General features: G+C 63.9%; 18 protein-coding genes. 10 read left to right on the forward strand and 8 right to left on the reverse strand.

What is annotated here, in order from left to right:
* Positions 1-72 precede the first annotated feature (72 nt).
* Complete coding sequence (locus RTP54_RS26745) at positions 73-591, forward strand: DUF1465 family protein (protein ID WP_112807670.1); 519 nt, start codon at positions 73-75, stop codon at positions 589-591.
* A 188-nt stretch (positions 592-779) separates the two neighbouring features.
* Here the strand turns inward: RTP54_RS26745 and rpmE are convergent, their stop codons facing one another.
* Positions 780-1,001 (reverse strand): 50S ribosomal protein L31, encoded by a 222-nt coding sequence (gene rpmE, locus RTP54_RS26750; RefSeq protein ID WP_053249635.1) that lies wholly within the window; start codon positions 999-1,001, stop codon positions 780-782.
* Positions 1,002-1,210: 209 nt separating this feature from the next.
* Here rpmE and RTP54_RS26755 point away from each other — a divergent pair, with 209 nt between their 5' ends.
* Positions 1,211-3,013 (forward strand): ABC transporter ATP-binding protein/permease, encoded by a 1,803-nt coding sequence (locus tag RTP54_RS26755; RefSeq protein ID WP_312366752.1) that lies wholly within the window; start codon positions 1,211-1,213, stop codon positions 3,011-3,013.
* A gap of 132 nt (positions 3,014-3,145) precedes the next feature.
* Complete coding sequence (locus tag RTP54_RS26760; RefSeq protein ID WP_112807426.1) at positions 3,146-4,138, forward strand: Bug family tripartite tricarboxylate transporter substrate binding protein; 993 nt, start codon at positions 3,146-3,148, stop codon at positions 4,136-4,138.
* Between the two features lie 349 nt (positions 4,139-4,487).
* Here RTP54_RS26760 and RTP54_RS26765 read toward each other — a convergent pair whose 3' ends face one another.
* The 6 genes from RTP54_RS26765 to RTP54_RS26790 form a co-directional block, all read right to left on the reverse strand.
* A complete protein-coding gene (locus RTP54_RS26765) occupies positions 4,488-6,137 on the reverse strand; it encodes an FAD-binding dehydrogenase (RefSeq protein WP_312366754.1) in 1,650 nt (549 codons plus the stop codon).
* A 180-nt stretch (positions 6,138-6,317) separates the two neighbouring features.
* Positions 6,318-7,349 carry a peptidoglycan -binding protein gene (locus RTP54_RS26770; RefSeq protein WP_112807429.1) on the reverse strand — a complete coding sequence of 344 codons (1,032 nt, stop codon included), beginning with the start codon at positions 7,347-7,349 and terminating at the stop codon, positions 6,318-6,320.
* A gap of 3 nt (positions 7,350-7,352) precedes the next feature.
* A complete protein-coding gene (locus RTP54_RS26775) occupies positions 7,353-8,456 on the reverse strand; it encodes a MotA/TolQ/ExbB proton channel family protein (RefSeq protein WP_112807431.1) in 1,104 nt (367 codons plus the stop codon).
* Between the two features lie 255 nt (positions 8,457-8,711).
* Positions 8,712-9,512 carry an inositol monophosphatase family protein gene (locus RTP54_RS26780; RefSeq protein ID WP_112807433.1) on the reverse strand — a complete coding sequence of 267 codons (801 nt, stop codon included), beginning with the start codon at positions 9,510-9,512 and terminating at the stop codon, positions 8,712-8,714.
* Positions 9,513-9,790: 278 nt separating this feature from the next.
* The gene (locus RTP54_RS26785; protein WP_312366761.1) at positions 9,791-10,996 is read right to left on the reverse strand and encodes a tetratricopeptide repeat protein; all 1,206 of its coding nucleotides are present in this window, start codon (positions 10,994-10,996) and stop codon (positions 9,791-9,793) included.
* Between the two features lie 9 nt (positions 10,997-11,005).
* On the reverse strand, positions 11,006-11,659 hold the full coding sequence (locus tag RTP54_RS26790) for a thiamine phosphate synthase (protein WP_112807435.1): 654 nt from the start codon (positions 11,657-11,659) through the stop codon (positions 11,006-11,008).
* A 102-nt stretch (positions 11,660-11,761) separates the two neighbouring features.
* On the opposite strand from RTP54_RS26790, the gene RTP54_RS26795 reads away from it, so the two are divergent.
* Positions 11,762-12,541 carry a sulfite exporter TauE/SafE family protein gene (locus tag RTP54_RS26795; RefSeq protein WP_312366764.1) on the forward strand — a complete coding sequence of 260 codons (780 nt, stop codon included), beginning with the start codon at positions 11,762-11,764 and terminating at the stop codon, positions 12,539-12,541.
* 97 nt (positions 12,542-12,638) lie between these two features.
* Positions 12,639-12,899, forward strand: coding sequence for an ArsR/SmtB family transcription factor (locus RTP54_RS26800; protein ID WP_112807439.1), 261 nt, complete (start codon positions 12,639-12,641; stop codon positions 12,897-12,899).
* Positions 12,900-13,048: 149 nt separating this feature from the next.
* Here the strand turns inward: RTP54_RS26800 and RTP54_RS26805 are convergent, their stop codons facing one another.
* Positions 13,049-13,222, reverse strand: coding sequence for a YdcH family protein (locus tag RTP54_RS26805; protein WP_082366862.1), 174 nt, complete (start codon positions 13,220-13,222; stop codon positions 13,049-13,051).
* Between the two features lie 212 nt (positions 13,223-13,434).
* On the opposite strand from RTP54_RS26805, the gene RTP54_RS26810 reads away from it, so the two are divergent.
* The 5 genes from RTP54_RS26810 (at position 13,435) to RTP54_RS26830 (ending at position 16,198) form a co-directional block, all read left to right on the forward strand.
* A complete protein-coding gene (locus RTP54_RS26810) occupies positions 13,435-13,638 on the forward strand; it encodes a YdcH family protein (protein WP_077500646.1) in 204 nt (67 codons plus the stop codon).
* Positions 13,639-13,691: 53 nt separating this feature from the next.
* Positions 13,692-14,156: a 5-(carboxyamino)imidazole ribonucleotide mutase gene (gene purE / locus RTP54_RS26815; protein WP_038576471.1), complete on the forward strand. Its 465-nt coding sequence runs from the start codon at positions 13,692-13,694 to the stop codon at positions 14,154-14,156.
* Positions 14,153-15,202 (forward strand): 5-(carboxyamino)imidazole ribonucleotide synthase, encoded by a 1,050-nt coding sequence (locus RTP54_RS26820; RefSeq protein ID WP_312366771.1) that lies wholly within the window; start codon positions 14,153-14,155, stop codon positions 15,200-15,202. The genes purE and RTP54_RS26820 overlap by 4 nt, the downstream gene beginning before the upstream one ends.
* 176 nt (positions 15,203-15,378) lie before the next feature.
* On the forward strand, positions 15,379-15,504 hold the full coding sequence (gene ykgO / locus RTP54_RS26825) for a type B 50S ribosomal protein L36 (protein ID WP_053249625.1): 126 nt from the start codon (positions 15,379-15,381) through the stop codon (positions 15,502-15,504).
* A gap of 79 nt (positions 15,505-15,583) precedes the next feature.
* On the forward strand, positions 15,584-16,198 hold the full coding sequence (locus RTP54_RS26830) for a hypothetical protein (protein ID WP_112807445.1): 615 nt from the start codon (positions 15,584-15,586) through the stop codon (positions 16,196-16,198).
* Positions 16,199-16,251 lie beyond the last annotated feature (53 nt).

Genomic DNA, 16,251 nt, shown 5'->3' on the forward strand with positions numbered 1-16,251 from the left:
GGCAAGGAAACTTTTCCCAAAGCCGCCCGTTACCCGACTGTCGTGATGCGTTTGAACCAGGGAAAACAGGTCATGTCCGAACGAGGATTGAATACCGTCAGTTTCGCGGGCCACGCGGCGGCGTCGGCGCAATTCAAGGCGCTCTATTCGGAAGGCATGGGTCTGGTCGAAGAAACGGCGAGCTATCTCGACGGCCCGGGACGGCTGGCATCCAAGGTCCTGCCGCGCATGGCGTCGGTGCTCTACGCAGCGGAATCCATGCGCCTGACCACGCGCCTGATGCAGATGGCATCCTGGCTCCTGCTGCAGCGCGCCGTCAACAACGGCGAGATGAGCCGCGACCAGGTGCTTTCGGAAAAGAGCAAGGTTCGCCTCGACAGCTTCAACGTCGACCGCGCCGCACCGGGCTGGAACGAACTGCCGGAAGCCTTCCGCGATCTGATCGAGCGTTCGCTGCGCCTGCAGAACCGCGTCGCCCTGCTCGACCGCGAGATCTACCGCCCGCAGGAAGCCTCGACCTTCGTTCCGGACAACCAGAACGGCGTCAAGGCTCAGATCAAGCTGCTCCAGACGGCCTTCGGCACCAACTGATTTTCAAGAGTATTCGGCAGTCCTCTGCCAGCGAAACGGACCCGGCCCTCAAGCCGGGTTTTTTCATGCGCCGTTTCGGCGACCCACCTTCGCCCGGCGACAGGAGGTCCATGGGGCGACAAATAAACGCAGAACAACAAAAAGCCCGGCAGAGCCGGGCTTCGAAAACGCGCCAAGAGAGCGTGCGATTAGAGGCCGAGGCCTTCGAAACGCTTCTTGAACTTGGAGACGCGGCCGCCGCGGTCCATGAGCTGCTGGTTGCCGCCGGTCCAGGCCGGGTGCGACTTCGGGTCGATTTCCAGGTTCATGGTGGCGCCTTCAGAACCCCAGGTCGAGCGGGTTTCGTACTCGGTGCCGTCAGTCATGACCACCTTGATCAGGTGATAGTCGGGATGGATATCTGCCTTCATAATGATCTTCCTAGAGTTCCAGGGTCCAATTGTCGCAAGGCATTGCGACTTCGAGACCGAACACGTAAATGAAGCCGCAGACCGCCAGATGGGCCACGGCTTCCCAATTCGATGCCGTGCCTATACATGAAGGTCTGCGGGATAACAAGTGCCGCGCGGAAGACTCATGGGCAAACCCGCCCCCTCCGTGATTGGCGAACGGGGGTCATGTGTCCGAACGAGAAAACCAGTCGCCAGCGCGCAAATCCATTCGCCCTCTCGCCACGCTGATACCCTACCTCAAGCGCTATCGCTATCTGGTCATCGGCGCCGGGATTTCGCTCGTCGTTGCCGCGGTGACCACCCTGACACTGCCGCTTGCCGTCAGGCGCATGGTCGACAACGGCTTTTCCAATTCCGACAGCGGTTTCATCAATACCTACTTCGCGATGCTGATGATGCTTGCCATCATCCTCGCCCTGGCAAGCGCGGCGCGCTACTACTTCGTCATCACCCTTGGCGAGCGCATCGTCGCCGATCTCAGGCGCAATGTCTTCAGGCACGTCACCCGCCTCTCCGCCTCGTTCTTCGACGTCAACCAGTCGGGCGAGATCGTCTCGCGCCTGACGGCAGACACGACGCAGCTCAAATCCGCCGTCGGCGCCACGGCTTCCGTCGCGCTGCGCAACCTGATCCTGTGTCTCGGCGCCATCGGCATGATGGTCTATACCAGCCCGAAGCTGTCGAGCCTGGTGCTGGCCGCCATCCCGGTCATCGTCTTCCCGCTGGTCGGCTTCGGCCGCTCGGTACGCCGCCGCTCGCGCCAGGCGCAGGACACGCTGGCGACGGCCTCGGCCTATGCCGGCGAGGCGATTGCCGCCTCGCGCACGGTCCAGGCCTTCAACAGCGAGGACATCGCCAACAATCGCTTCGGCTCGGCCGTCGAGGACGCCTTCGGCGCGGCCCGCTCGGCGATCAAGGCGCGCTCCATGCTGACGGCCTTCGCCATCACCATGGTGTTCGGCAGCGTCGTCGCAGTGCTCTGGTTCGGCGCACGCGACGTGCTCGCGGGCAATCTGTCGGCCGGAACGCTCAGCCAGTTCCTGCTCTATTCGGTCTTTGCCGCGGGCAGCCTCGGCTCGCTGTCCGAAGTGTGGGGCGAACTCTCGCAGGCAGCCGGCGCCGCCGAGCGGTTGAACGAACTGTTGAGTGAGGTTCCCGACATCAAGGCGCCGGAAAACCCTGTTGCCATGCCGCAGCCGGCGCTCGGCGCCATCAGCTTCGACAATGTCTATTTCGCCTATCCCGCACGCCCCGATTACAAGAGCCTCAACGGCCTGAGCCTGACGGTCAAACCAGGCGAAACCGTCGCCATCGTCGGCCCGTCGGGCGCCGGCAAGAGCACGGTCTTTTCGATGCTGCTACGGTTCTACGATCCGACGAAGGGCACCGTCACCGTCGATGGCGTCGATATCCGCAGCGCCGACCCCAAGGAACTGCGCGACCGCCTGGCGATCGTGCCACAGGACGTCACCATCTTCGCCTCCTCCGTTCACGACAACATCGCCTTCGGCCTGCCCAGTGCGAGCCGCGAGGCGGTGCGCGCCGCGGCCATCGCCGCCCAGGCCGACGAGTTCATCGGCCGGATGGAAAACGGCTACGACACGCTGGTCGGCGAGCGCGGCATCACGCTTTCCGGTGGCCAGCGCCAGCGCATCGCGATTGCACGCGCCATCCTGCGCAACGCGCCGATCCTGCTGCTCGACGAAGCCACCTCGGCGCTCGACGCCGAAAGCGAAACCCTGGTGCAAAAGGCACTCGAAGGCCTGCTGCACGAGCGCACCACCCTTGTCATCGCCCACCGGCTCGCAACCGTACTGAAGGCCGATCGCATCCTCGTCATGGAACATGGCCGCATCGTCGAAGAGGGCACCCATGCGTCGCTGATCCGCAAGGACGGGCTCTATGCCAAGCTCGCCCGGCTGCAGTTCAACCACGGCGCCGAGGAACTGTTCCTGAAGACGGTCAAGTAATACAAACACGACGATAGTCGCATGCCGGCGTGCCCCGCATGCCATTGCAGCTCAAAAGCCGGACCCTATTCTATAGGTGCCGGCTTTTTTCGGCCGCCACGACAGACGTGGACTGTTCAGGGAGGAACATTGATGACGTTTTCGAACTTGACCCGACGCGCAGCAATTGCGCTCGGCTTCACCGCACTCACCATCTTCGGCTCCGGTATCCAGGCAAACGCCCAGGGCTTTCCGGATCGCGCCGTCACCCTCGTCGTTCCCTTTGCCGCCGGCGGCTCGACCGACGTGGTGGCGCGCATCGTCGCGCAGAAGATGTCGGAGGATCTCGGCCAGCAGGTCATCGTCCAGAACGTCGCCGGCGCCGGTGGCAACCTCGGTGCCGACAATGTCGCGCGCGCCGACCCGGATGGCTACACGATCCTGATGGGCACGGTCGCGACCCACGCCCTCAACCCGCTGATCCTCAAGACCAAGCCCTATGACCCGGAGAAGGATTTCGCGCCGATCTCGCTTCTGGTCGTCGTGCCGAACGTTCTGGTGGTCAACCCGGCGCTACCGGCCAAGACGGTCGAGGAACTGCTGGCGCTCCTGAAGGCCAAGCCCGACGAATATGCCTATGCCTCGTCGGGCAACGGCACGCCGCTGCATCTGTCCGGCGAACTCTTCAAGAAGATGGCCGGCGTCAACATGCAGCATATCCCCTACAAGGGGGCCGGCCCGGCGCTGAACGACGTCATCGGCAATCAGGTCCCGATCATGTTCGACAACCTGCCGTCCTCCTCCGGCCACATCAAGGCCGGCACCTTGCGGGCGCTGGCGGTGACGACGGCCGAACGCGCGCCGTCCTTCCCGGATGTTCCAACCGTCGCCGAGGCCGGTATTCCGGGCTATGAAACCTACACCTGGAACGCGCTGTTTGCCCCGGCCAACACGCCCGAGCCGGTTGTCGCCCGCCTCAACGAGGCCGCCAACAAGGCGCTTGCCGACCCGGCCGTGGTCGAGCGCATGAAGGAGTTCAGCGCCACCATCGTCGGCTCGACACCCGCGGAACTCGGCGCCCACGTGAAGGCGGAACTGGCGAAATGGACGCCTGTCGTTCGCGACGCCAACATCCAGATGGATTGATCGCGGTTATAGGACCGGATCGGCGGATCGGCCCCTCATCCGGCTGCCGCCACCTTCTCCCCGCTCGGCGGGGAGAAGGGAACCGGAGCGACGTCTCGCCAAGCTCTTCAGCATCCTTCGTGCGAATGTCTGAACGCACAGCGCTCTAGCGTTCGCATCCGGCACGATGCCAAAGACACGCTGTGCACCCTTGGCGGTCCCGACCAAAAATCGCTTCGCACTCGCCCTGGAGATCCTGGCTACGACAAGTGTCGGGCCGGCTGTGACATTCGTCCCCTCTCCCCGCCCGCGGGGAGAGGGTTAGGGCGAGGGGCCACGCCACCGGGCAACAATGCTCGGGCGGCTCCCCTCAAACCGTCCCCCCGGCACCCCGCCCGGCCACCCGGCCGGAATAGATGCAGCCGCCGAGAAACGTGCCTTCCAGCGCATTGTAGCCGTGCATGCCGCCGCCGCCGAAGCCGGCCACTTCCCCCGCAGCATAAAGCCCCGGCACCGGTTCGCCCGATTGTTCCAGCACCTGGCCCGACAGGTTGGTCTGCAGCCCGCCCAGCGTCTTGCGTGTCAGGATGTGCAGACGCACGGCAATCAGCGGTCCGGCCTTGGGATCGAGCAGGCGGTGCGGCTTGGCCGTGCGCAGCAGCCGGTCTCCGCGGTAGGATCGCGCCCCGCGGATTGCCGTGACCTGCGCATCCTTGGAGAACGGGTTGGCGATCTCGCGGTCGCGCGCCTCGATCTGGTCGCGCAGGTGATCGAGCGAAAGCCGGTTCTCGCCGGTCAGAGCATTCATCGCCGGCACGAGATCGTCGAGCCGGTCGCGCACCAGGAAGTCCTCTCCCTTGTCCATGAACGCCTGAACAGGTCCGGGCGGGTTCTTGCCCAGCCGCTTGAGCAGGAGCGAGATGTTCTTGCCGGTCAGATCCGGGTTCTGCTCTGAACCGGAGAGCGCGAACTCCTTCTTGATGATCGCCCGCGTCAGGATGAACCAGCTGTAGTCGTGGCCGCTGTCGCGGATGGCCTTGAGCGTGCCGAGCGTGTCGAAGCCGGGCATGGCCGGCGCCGAAAAACGGTTGCCGTCGGCATCGCACCAGAACGACGACGGGCCCGGCAGGATGCGAATGCCATGGTCCGGCCAGATCGGGTCGAAATTCCGAAGCCCCTCGGTATAGTGCCACATGCGATCGGCGTTTATCACCGCGCCGCGGGCGCGGCCGGCGATTTCCAGCATGCGGCCGTCGACATGGTGCGGCACGCCACAGACCATCGTCGCCGGCGGTTGGCCGAGCCGCTTGCGCGGCCAGTTGCGCCGCACCAGCTCATGGTTGCCGCCGATGCCGCCAGACGTGACGATGACAGCGCCCGCCGATATCTCGAAATCACCGTCCACGTCACGCGTGCTGCGTACGCCCCGGCCGACCGGATCGGCTTTCAGCACGGCCCCGCGTGCACCGGTGACCGCGCCATCCGTCACCACCAGTTCGTCGACCCGATGGCGGAAGCGAAAACGGACCAGACCGCGACTTTCCGCCTCCCGCGTCAACCGCACGAACGGCTCGATGACGGCGGGGCCGGTGCCCCAGGTCACGTGGAAGCGCGGTACCGAATTGCCGTGTCCATGCGCAAGGCCGCCGCCGCGCTCGGCCCAGCCCACGACAGGGAACCAGCGCATGCCGAGCGAATGCAGCCAGCTGCGCTTTTCACCGGCAGCGAAATCGAGATAGGCATCTGCCCACAAACGCGGCCAGTGATCCTCCGGGCGGTCGAACTGAGACGACCCCATCCAGTCCTGGCGAGCAAGTTCCCGGCTGTCCCTGATACCCATGCGGCGCTGCTCGGGACTATCGACGAAGAACAGGCCGCCAAGTGACCAGAAGGCCTGGCCTCCGAGGTTCGGCTCCCCCTCCTGATCGAGAACGATCACCTTGCGACCAAGAGCCGCCGCCTCGGATGCCGCCACAAGTCCGGCAAGCCCGGCACCGACCACCAGTACGTCACAATCCATCCAAGGTGCCTCCCCGCATCCTCAGGAGATGCGAGCCCGCGCGTTGATCCTCGGGGACACCAGCCCTCTCCGGCATCCACGAGGACGCAGGCTTCGCACATCCCTCGGCGCCAAGTGTTACGCGCACGTCAAGGTCAATTCAAGTGCAATGGCGCGCCGGCTCGGCGTCGCCTGCCGACCCTATTTCTCGGTCAGCTTCAGCTCGATGCGGCGGTTCTGCGATCGCGCCTCGACGCTGTCCCCCGAAGCGATTGGCTGATACTCGCCGAAACCGGCTGCAACCAGCCGGTCGGCCGGCACGCCCTTCGAGATCAGGAACTTGACGACGGATGTGGCACGCGCTGACGAGAGCTCCCAGTTGTCGGCATATCGGCCGGTGCCGGAAAGCTGGACGTTGTCCGTGTGCCCGTCGACGCGCAGCACCCAATTGATCTCGGCCGGGATTTCCTTGGCGAGATCGAGCAGCGCCGTGGCGAGCTTGGCCATTTCGACCTGGCCTTCGGGATTGAGTTCGTTGCCGCCAGAGGGGAACAGCACCTCGGACTGGAAGACGAAGCGGTCGCCGACGATGCGAATGTTTTCGCGATCGGACAGGATTTCACGCAACCGCCCGAAAAAATCGGATCGATAGCGGTTCAGCTCCTGAACCCGCTGCGCCAGCGCGACGTTCAGCCGGCGGCCGAGATCGGCGATCTTGGTCTGCGAGGACGCGTCCTTGGCTTCGGAGGCCTGCAGGGCCTCTTCGATCGCCGCGATCTGGCTGCGCAACGCAGCGATCTGCTGGTTGAGAAGCTCGATCTGGCTCATGGCCCGCGCGCTGGTCTGGCGCTCGGCGTCGAGCTCGGCACCGACGCGTCCGAGCTTCTCGCTGGCGGCATCGGCGCTGCCGGCGCCCTTGTCGAGCAAGGCCTGGAGGCGGGATCGTTCGCCTTCGGACTGGGAGAGGGACGCCTGCAGGTTGGCGAGCGAATCCTCAAGATCCTGCTTGCCGCTCTTTTCAAGTGCAAGCAGTTGCGTCAGCTCGTTGATCTGGCTGTTCAGCCGCGTCAGCACCTCGTCCTTGCCACTGATCTCGCGGCTGAGCAGGAATTGCGCCAGCACGAAGACGCTGAGCAGGAACATGATCGACAGGAGCAGCGTCGACAGCGCGTCGACGAAGCCGGGCCAGTAATCGATCGTGCGCTGTGTGCGGCCTTTACGGGCAAGCGCCATGGATCATTCCCCTCCGGTGTCGTCCGCATGGCTGAGCTTGGCCTGCGATCCGGACTTTTCACCGTTGACGGCGATACGCTCGGAGTGACCGATGCGCGTGGTCAGCTTGTCCAGCGTCTTGCGCATGGCCTTGGCCTCTTCCTGCTGCGCCTCGATCCAGTCGCGCAGCATCTGCTGCTCGCCTCGCATGTTCTTGACCAGGCCCTGAATGCCCTCGGCAAGGCTCGCCATTGCCGCGGTCGTGCGCTGGTTGGATCCGCCCTCGTGGTTGAGGCGGACGAGCTGGTCGGTCAGTCGCTTCAGCTCCTCGACGGGAGCGCCAGTCGGCAGGCCACCGTCCACCGACAGTTCCGAACCGACGTCGGTCACGGAGGACAGCCAGTTCTCAAGCTCGGTGTAGAAGCGGTTCTGCGCCCGGCCCGCCTGCAGGTCGAGGAAGCCCAGGATCAGCGAGCCGGCAAGGCCGAAGAGCGAGGTCGAAAACGCCGTGCCCATGCCGGTCAGCGGCGCCGACAGCCCCGTCTTCAGAGCGCCGAGCACGTCCTCGGTGCTGCCGGACCCGGCATCCAGCGACTGGATGACGGTATTGATCGAGCCGATGGTGCCGAGCAGGCCCCAGAAGGTGCCAAGCAGGCCGAGGAAGACCAGCAGGCCGGTGAGATAGCGTGTGGTGTCACGCGATTCATCGAGCCGCGTAGCGATCGAGTCCAGGATCGAGCGAAGCGCCGTCGTCGAGATCGCCGTCTGGCGACCGCCGATCAGCGCGCGCATCGGCGCCAAAAGCACCGGATCGCGCCCGACCTTGTCGGCGCTGCCGGCAGCACGGAAGGAGTTGAACCAGCGCACTTCGGGACGAAGTCCGAGCACATGGTTGAACGCCAGGAGGATGCCGATCAGCAGCACCCCGAGGATCAGGCCGTTGAGGCCCGGATTGGCAAGGAAAGCATTGTGCGCCTGCCGAAAGAGGATCGCGCCGACGAAACCGACGATGATCAGGAAGATCACCATGGTCCAGAAGAAATGCATGGGGCTCGAAAGCTTATGCGGGTTGTAATCTGCGTCCACGCCTTCCCGACCGTCCCACCCGGACAGATGCAGTTTCGTCATGGGTATACCATTCTCCCGGTTGCAAATGGCGGAACGGTGCCGCGACGCGTCGGAGCCTACTGCATAATTCCTCAAATCGGAATCGATTTAAGGAGAAAGTTGTGCCGTGGCTTCGGTGCGCCGGACCATCCACAGCGCATCCCTTGCGAGGTGTCGCGCTGTAGGCGAACTTTGTGCCGAATTGAAGGAAAAACAAAAGCCTCCGACGCACCGGGCGCCGGAGGCTTGATATCCGGATCGCGTTCGAACCGCCGATTACTTCGCCGGGACCGGACGATGAACGACGTCGCGCAGCGCCTTGGTGATGTATTCGTTGCCGCAGATGATCGAACCATCGTCGACCGGCTTGGCGCCGCCGTTGATATCCGTCGTCCAGCCACCCGCTTCGCGGATCAGAAGCACGCCGGCCGCGATGTCCCAGGCCGCAAGGTCGCGCTCCCAGTAGCCGTCGAAACGACCGGCCGCCACATAGGCGAGATCGAGCGAGGCCGAACCCATGCGGCGGATGCCGGCGACTTCGCCCATCACGTGGCGCAGTTCGATCAGGTACTTGCCGTGGTTGCCGCGGCCGAGATGCGGCGTGCCGGTGGCGATCACCGCGTCCGAGAGCGCCTTGCGGGCCGCCACGCGCAGGCGACGGTCGTTGAGGAAGGCGCCACCGCCACGCTCGGCGGTGTAGAGCTCGTCGGTTGCCGGGTTGAAGACGACGGCGCCGACGATCTCGCCCTGGCGCTCGAGCGCGATCGAGACCGCAAAATGCGGAATGCCGTGCAGGAAGTTGGTGGTGCCGTCGAGGGGGTCTACGATCCAGCGGTGGGCGCCATCGGTACCGATGATCTCTTCGCCTTCCTCACCGAGGAAACCGTAGGTCGGCCGCGCCTTCAGCAGCTCTTCGCGGATCAGCTTTTCAGCCTTGCGGTCGGCCTGGGACACGTAGTCGCTCGGCCCCTTGAGCGAGACCTGCAGGTTCTGAACTTCACCGAAATCGCGTGCCAGCGACTTGCCAGCCTTGAAGGCGGCCTGAACCATGACATTGAGAAGAGCTGAGCGGGCCATCTGGCGATCCTTGTGAAGCGAAGGCCGATCGAGCCTTCCCGATCGGACATTGAACCTGGGTGACGGAACATGGGGAGGCACCTGCCGGTCGGGCAAGGCCTGTGATGATGTTCCATCGTCAAAAAACCGAGTGAAGATCACTCCGCCCGGGGCGGGCCGGAAAACCGGGGCGCCAGGGGCTGAAATCGGGGCTTCAAGACCACAAAAACCCCGGAAGTTCAAGAGAAATAGCGCCTGAACCCCGCGAACGGCCAAGATTCAGGCGACTGAAATACCGGTCAGGTCGAACGGAACTTGTTGGCGGCACTGAGCGCTGCCTTCTGCTGCTGCTCGTTGAGGCCGAGGTAGAAATCCTCCAGCGCATCGTCCTTGAGCCCGGCGCGGCGCGACAGCACATACCACTTGGCCGCCTCGACCGGGTTGGGCCGGGTGCCGATGGCGTTGACGTAGAGATGCGACAGCCGGTTCTGCGCCACGACGTTGCCGCCTTCGGCCGCCCGCTTCATCCAGCCGAAGCCGTCTTCCAGGTTGCGGTCGCCGGCAATGCCTTCGATCATCCAGATGGCGATGTCGAGCTGAGCGGTGTCGTAGCCGGCATGGGCGGCGCGCAGCAGCCATTCCCTTGCCCGTGCCCGCTTGCCCTCGTCGATACCGTCGACGTTCACATAGATCTGCGACAGCGCGTATTGCGCGTCGGCGATCCCCTGCTCGGCCGATTTTTCGTAGTAGGGCATGGCTGCCTTCAGACCCTTCGGGCCCGGACTGTCGGCGACCAGCGTCTGGCCGTAATTGAACTGGGCCGATGCATTGCCGAGGTCGGCCGCCTTCTTCATCAGCTCTTCCGACTTGGCGCGGTCGCGCTTGACGTAGCGTCCTTCCATCAGGATCAGGGCATATTTGAACATGGCAGCCGGGTCGCCGTTTTCGGCCGCCTGCCCATACCAGAATGCCGCCTGCTTGGCGTTGCGCACGACCCCAAGCCCCTGCTGCAGGATTTCGGCGACAAGCGTCTGGGCCGCGGGATCGCCGAGCTGCGCGCGCGGCAGGGCGAGATCCATCGCGGTCAGATAATAGCCACGCTGAAAGGCGCCATAGGCCTCGTCCACCTTGCCGGCGAAGGGCTTTTCCGCAGGCAGAGCCGGCAATTGAGCGCCCATGCGGTCAAAGACGGTGACGCCCTGCGAGGGCACCGTGCCGTCCGCGGCCTTCTTCTTGTCCGCCGCACCGGCCGGCTTGCCCGCCGGCGTGCCTTCTCCCGGCATCGCCGCACCATTGAACGGAGTAATGCGGCCACGCTTGGCAGCGCCGCCGTCCTCCGGGCTGGCGCCCTGCTCCAGCGTCGGTACAGGCGTTTTCTGCGCGGGAACCTGTTGTTCCTGCGCTGGAACCGGCTGCTCCTGCGCAAACGCCGGCATCGCCACGGCAGCGGCGACGGCAAGAAGGGCAACGCCCCAATGGAGCTTTGACGACGGGCGGTTCAACATCGATAGGTCTTAATCTTCAAACCGTGGCGCTTTTTCGTCAAGAAGCGCGTTGACCGCCGCGACCACTGAAGGCGCCTGGCCGGGCTCGCCAAAGACGGCCAGGCGAAGGGCGACGAACTCGGCGCCGGTCTCGGCAGCCGCCAGCGCCGATTGCGGGTCGGTGCCGCCCATGACGATGCAAGGGATCTCGATCATCGACGCCCACCATTCGGCCAGCGCCAGGTTCTTCGGATGTGCATCCGGCTTGATGTCGCCATCGATCTTGCCGAAGAACACGTAATCCGGCCGCACTTCGCCGATTTCAAGCGCGTGATGACGGTCGGCCGCGTTGCCGCCGCCGACGATGAGCTTCGGCGTATGCTTCTCGACCGCCTCGCCGAGCGCCTCGGCATTGCCGGAGATGTGCAGGCCATCGGCCTTGGCTCGGCCGGCGACGCGGGTATCGCCATCGATCAGCGCAGCAGCACCCGCTTCCTGGATGACCGGCACCAGAAGCTCGGCGTGTTTCTGGAACTCGCTGTCATCGAGGCCGTATTGCGGCACGATCACCGAGGCGACGTCGCCGCCCTTCAAGGCGTCGGCAAGCACCTTGGCGCGTTCTGCCGGATCGGCGATCTCAGGTGCGATCAGCACCAGGCGGCAGCGTTCACTTGTCTTGCTCATGACATCCATTTCCGGCTGCACCCGCCTGTCGGCGGAAACCAGCGCTCGATTTCGTTTGGGAAAACCGATAGACGGAGACGTCAAAAGGATCAACCGCCACCGATGCTTCCCGACCTGGACTTCTATCTCGTCGCCATCCCGGCGGTTCTTCTCGTGGGCCTCAGCAAGGGCGGCATGGGCGAAGCCCTCTCGCTGATGGGCGTGCCGATCCTGTCGATGGCCGTCTCGCCGGTTCAGGCCGCAGCACTGCTATTGCCGATCCTGATCGCGATGGACCTCGTATCGCTCTGGATGTGGCGCAAACATGGCGACCGCAAGACGCTGGTCATGCTCTTGCCCGGCGCGATCGCCGGCATTCTCATCGGCTGGGCAACATCGGCCTATGTCTCGCGCGATTTCCTGCGCCTGATCATCGGCCTCATCACCGTGCTGTTCGTCCTGCGCTATGTCTACAATGTCTGGCGCATGCGCAATGGAATAACCATCGCGCCCAAGCAGCAGCGGGCCGGTCCCGCCGCGCTCTGGGGTTCCTTTGCCGGCTATGGCAGCTTCGTTGCGCACGCCGGCGGCCCGCCCTTCCAGATCTACGCCCTGCCGCTGCAACTCGATCCACGCGAATATACCGGCACGATCGTCCGCTTCTTCGCCATCCTCAACGCCGTCAAGCTCATCCCCTATTTCGCGCTGGGCCAGCTCGACATGAGCAATCTCAAGATCTCCGCGACGCTGTTTCCGCTGGCGATCGTCGCCACCGTCTGTGGCGCCTTCATCGTTCGTCGCATGAAGCCGCAGATCTTCTACCCCTTCATGTATAGCATGGCCTTCATCGCCGGTCTGAAGCTGTTGTGGGACGGCCTGAACAGCCTGCTGGCCGGGGCATGATCGCATCAAAGCAATCGGTTATGTTGCAAAGCAAAAGACGAATGCCGCATTGCACAATTTTCTTGCCGCCCCGCAAGAATTCGCCTAACCTCTGTTCATGACCATTGCGGACCCCTTCGATGCCATCGCAGATCCCAACCGGCGATACCTGCTGGAGGAGTTGCGACGCGCGCCGAAGACGGTCAACGAACTGGCCGTGGGATTGCCGATCAGCCGCCCGGCGGTATCGCAGCACCTGAAGGCGCTTCTGGATTGCGATCTGGTTTCGGTCGAGGCCAATGGCACTCGCCGCATCTACACCATCAACCGCCCGGGGTTCGACAGGCTGAACCTTTGGCTCGATCAGTTCTGGGCGTGAGCGTAACCGTTGGCTGACACAAATCGACCGGGTCTCAAACCCGGTCGAGCGATCCGTATCTTCCGTTGAGGGGGATTGGTTGTGAACCTTGTCGCGCCGTCTCCTACGAGAGGACGCCTCCCGTTGTTACTGGGAAATACCGCTTACAATCAGTGAGTCGAGGAACGAATCCTTTCGATTTCGTCCTTGATGCGCAGCTTCCTTCGCTTGATGTCGCTGATCATTTCGTCCTCGGTGGACGGCTGGTTCATTGCTGCATGAAGCTCCTGCTCCAGTGCGCCATGTTTTTTCTCAAGCGTTGCAAGATGAGCCTCAATGGTCATTGGCAGTCCCTTCCTTTTGCTTGCATCCGGCAGGTAAATGCCGGATGTTCCATGGTTGTAACCTTACTACTGTGCCACGCCATTTTTCATTTGTCGAAGGCGAAATGATGACGACGGATAACTTCCCGTTACCGCCCAAGATGTGATAGAGCGGCGCATGAAATTCCGGTTCGAGGAGGACTTCGCAACCGGGCTGATGGGGATCGCTTTGCATGCCGGACCAGGACCAGGCCGAACTCAGATTGACCGCCGCGCGGCTGAGGCAGGAACATGAAGACTATGATGCCGCCATCAACGCCATGATCCAGACCGGCTGCGATGCGCTGAGAGTCCAGCGCATGAAAAAGAAGAAGCTGGTCATCAAGGACAAGATTACCAAGATCGAAGACCAGATCATTCCCGACATTATCGCCTGAAGCGGAACATCAAAGACGTGCTCGACACCACGACCCCACCCGTCGCCATCATCATGGGCAGCCAGTCCGACTGGGAGACGATGAAGAACGCCGCCGACACGCTCGACGCGCTCGACATCGCCTATGAAGCCCGCATCGTCTCCGCGCACCGCACGCCCGACCGGCTCGTCAGCTTCGCCAAGGGCGCGCGCGACGAAGGCTTCAAGGTCATCATCGCCGGCGCCGGCGGCGCTGCCCATCTGCCGGGCATGTGCGCCTCGATGACGCCGCTGCCGGTCTTCGGCGTGCCGGTGCAGTCGAAGGCGCTGTCCGGCCAGGACAGCCTGCTGTCGATCGTGCAGATGCCGGCCGGAATTCCCGTTGGGACGTTGGCCATCGGCCGCGCCGGCGCGGTCAACGCGGCACTGCTGGCAGCAGCCGTGCTGGCGCTCAGCGACAACGACCTGGCCGACCGCCTCGACGACTGGCGCGAGCAGCAGACCGTTGCCGTCGCGGAGTATCCGGTAGACGACGCATGACCACCATCGGCATCATTGGTGGCGGCCAGCTCGCCCGCATGCTGGCCATGGCCGCCGCACGGCTGAATTTCCGCACCGTCATTCTCGAGCCACAGCCCGACTGCCCCGCAGCGCAGGTGGCCAACGAGCAGATCGTCGCCGCCTATGACGACGAGCGCGCCCTCGATGCGCTGGCTGCAGCCTGCGATATCGTCACCTACGAATTCGAGAACGTGCCGGTCGCTGCCGCCGAGCGGCTTGCCCTCGACAGGCCGGTCTTCCCGCCGCCGAAAGCGCTGGAAGCCGCCCAGGACCGCCTCGTCGAAAAACGCTTCCTCAACGACAGCGGCATCGCCACCGCCCGCTTCCACGCCATCGACAGCCAGGCCGATCTGGAAGCCGCCCTCGCCGACTTCGGCGGCTCCGGCGTGCTGAAGACCCGGCGCCTTGGCTACGACGGCAAGGGCCAGCGCGTGTTCCGGTCCGGTGACGACAGCCCGCAGGGCGCTTTCGAAGCGCTCGGGTCGGTGCCGCTGATCCTGGAAAGTTTCGTACCGTTCGAACGGGAAATCTCGGTTATCGCCGCCCGCTCGACCGATGGAACGGTCGCCTGCTACGATCCGGCGGAAAACGTCCATCGCAACGGCATCCTCCACACCTCGACCGTCCCTGCCGAAATCGGCGCCGCGACCCGAGACACCGCGCACGCCGCGGCCAAGGCCATCCTCGATGCGCTCGGCTATGTCGGCGTCATCGGCGTCGAGTACTTCGTTCTGGCCGACGGCAGTCTGGTTGCCAACGAAATGGCGCCCCGCGTGCACAATTCCGGCCACTGGACGGAAGCCGCCTGCATCGTCTCGCAATTCGAGCAGCACATCCGCGCCGTCGCCGGCCTGCCGCTCGGCAATCCCGTGCGCCACTCCGACTGCGTGCTGCAGAACCTGATCGGCGACGACATCGAGGATGTGCCCGCCTGGCTTGCCAAGGACAACGTTCTGGTCCATCTCTACGGCAAGACGGAAGCGCGACCGGGGCGCAAGATGGGTCACATCACCCGCCTCACCTGAGCCTCAAGGCCACAGAAATGCGGGGCAAGGCGCCAAAATCCGGCCTCTTGCGGTTGACACAACTGGGGTGACACGGTATTTGCCATCCCACCTTATGGAGCGCGCTGAATGGCGCGCTTTTGATTGTTAGAAATACCGGGCGAATTTTGTTTCCCCGAAACCTGCGGATCAGGAAAATGAAGATCAAGAATTCGCTCAAGTCGCTGAAGACCCGCCACCGCGAAAACCGTCTGGTTCGTCGCAAGGGCCGCATGTACATCATCAACAAGCAGAACCCGCGCTTCAAGGCACGTCAGGGCTGAGGCCCGACCGGCTTCTGTTTCGACCTCGCTTCGGCGATGTCCCAGAATTGATTTTGAAACTATTCCGTGGCGAGCTAACATGCTCGCCATGCGAGTTTTTGTACCCCTGATTCTGGCGTGTTCCGCCCTCCTCGCCGCTTCGACTGGAGCCGGCACCCTTGCTCTCGCCGCAGAGGCGACACCGCAAACGGAGGCCGCCAGCCTCACCACGCCCAAGCAGCGACTGGACACTCTGTTCGCCGACCTGAAAAAGGAACGGGACGCCGACAAGGCGCGTGAACTGGCCAACCAGATCCGCATGGAATGGCAGGATTCCGGCAGCGCCACGGTCAATCTGCTGATGCAATGGGCCGACAAGTCGATCACCGACAACAAGCAGGCGGCCGCCCTCGATATCCTCGACCAGGTGATCACCCTCGCGCCCAGCTACGTCGAAGGCTGGAACCGCCGTGCGACGCTGCACTACACCATGGGCAACTATCGCAAGTCGATGTCGGACATAAATCACGTCCTGTCGCTGGAGCCGCGCCACTTCGGCGCGCTCGCCGGCATGGCCGCCATTCTCGGCTCGGCCGGCAAGGACGAGCTGGCGCTGCGCGCCTGGGAGCAGTTCCTGGCGATCTATCCCGCCGACCGCAAGGCACAGGAGCAAATGGGCGAGCTGACCGAGAAGCTCGCCGGCAGCAAGACGTAAAGTCGCCGGATGCCTTCCGCATCCCCCGGCGATCCTGAGCCTTGCCGTGGCCG

The sequence above is a fragment of the Ensifer sp. genome (genome assembly GCF_031989085.1).
GTDB lineage: Bacteria > Pseudomonadota > Alphaproteobacteria > Rhizobiales > Rhizobiaceae > Ensifer.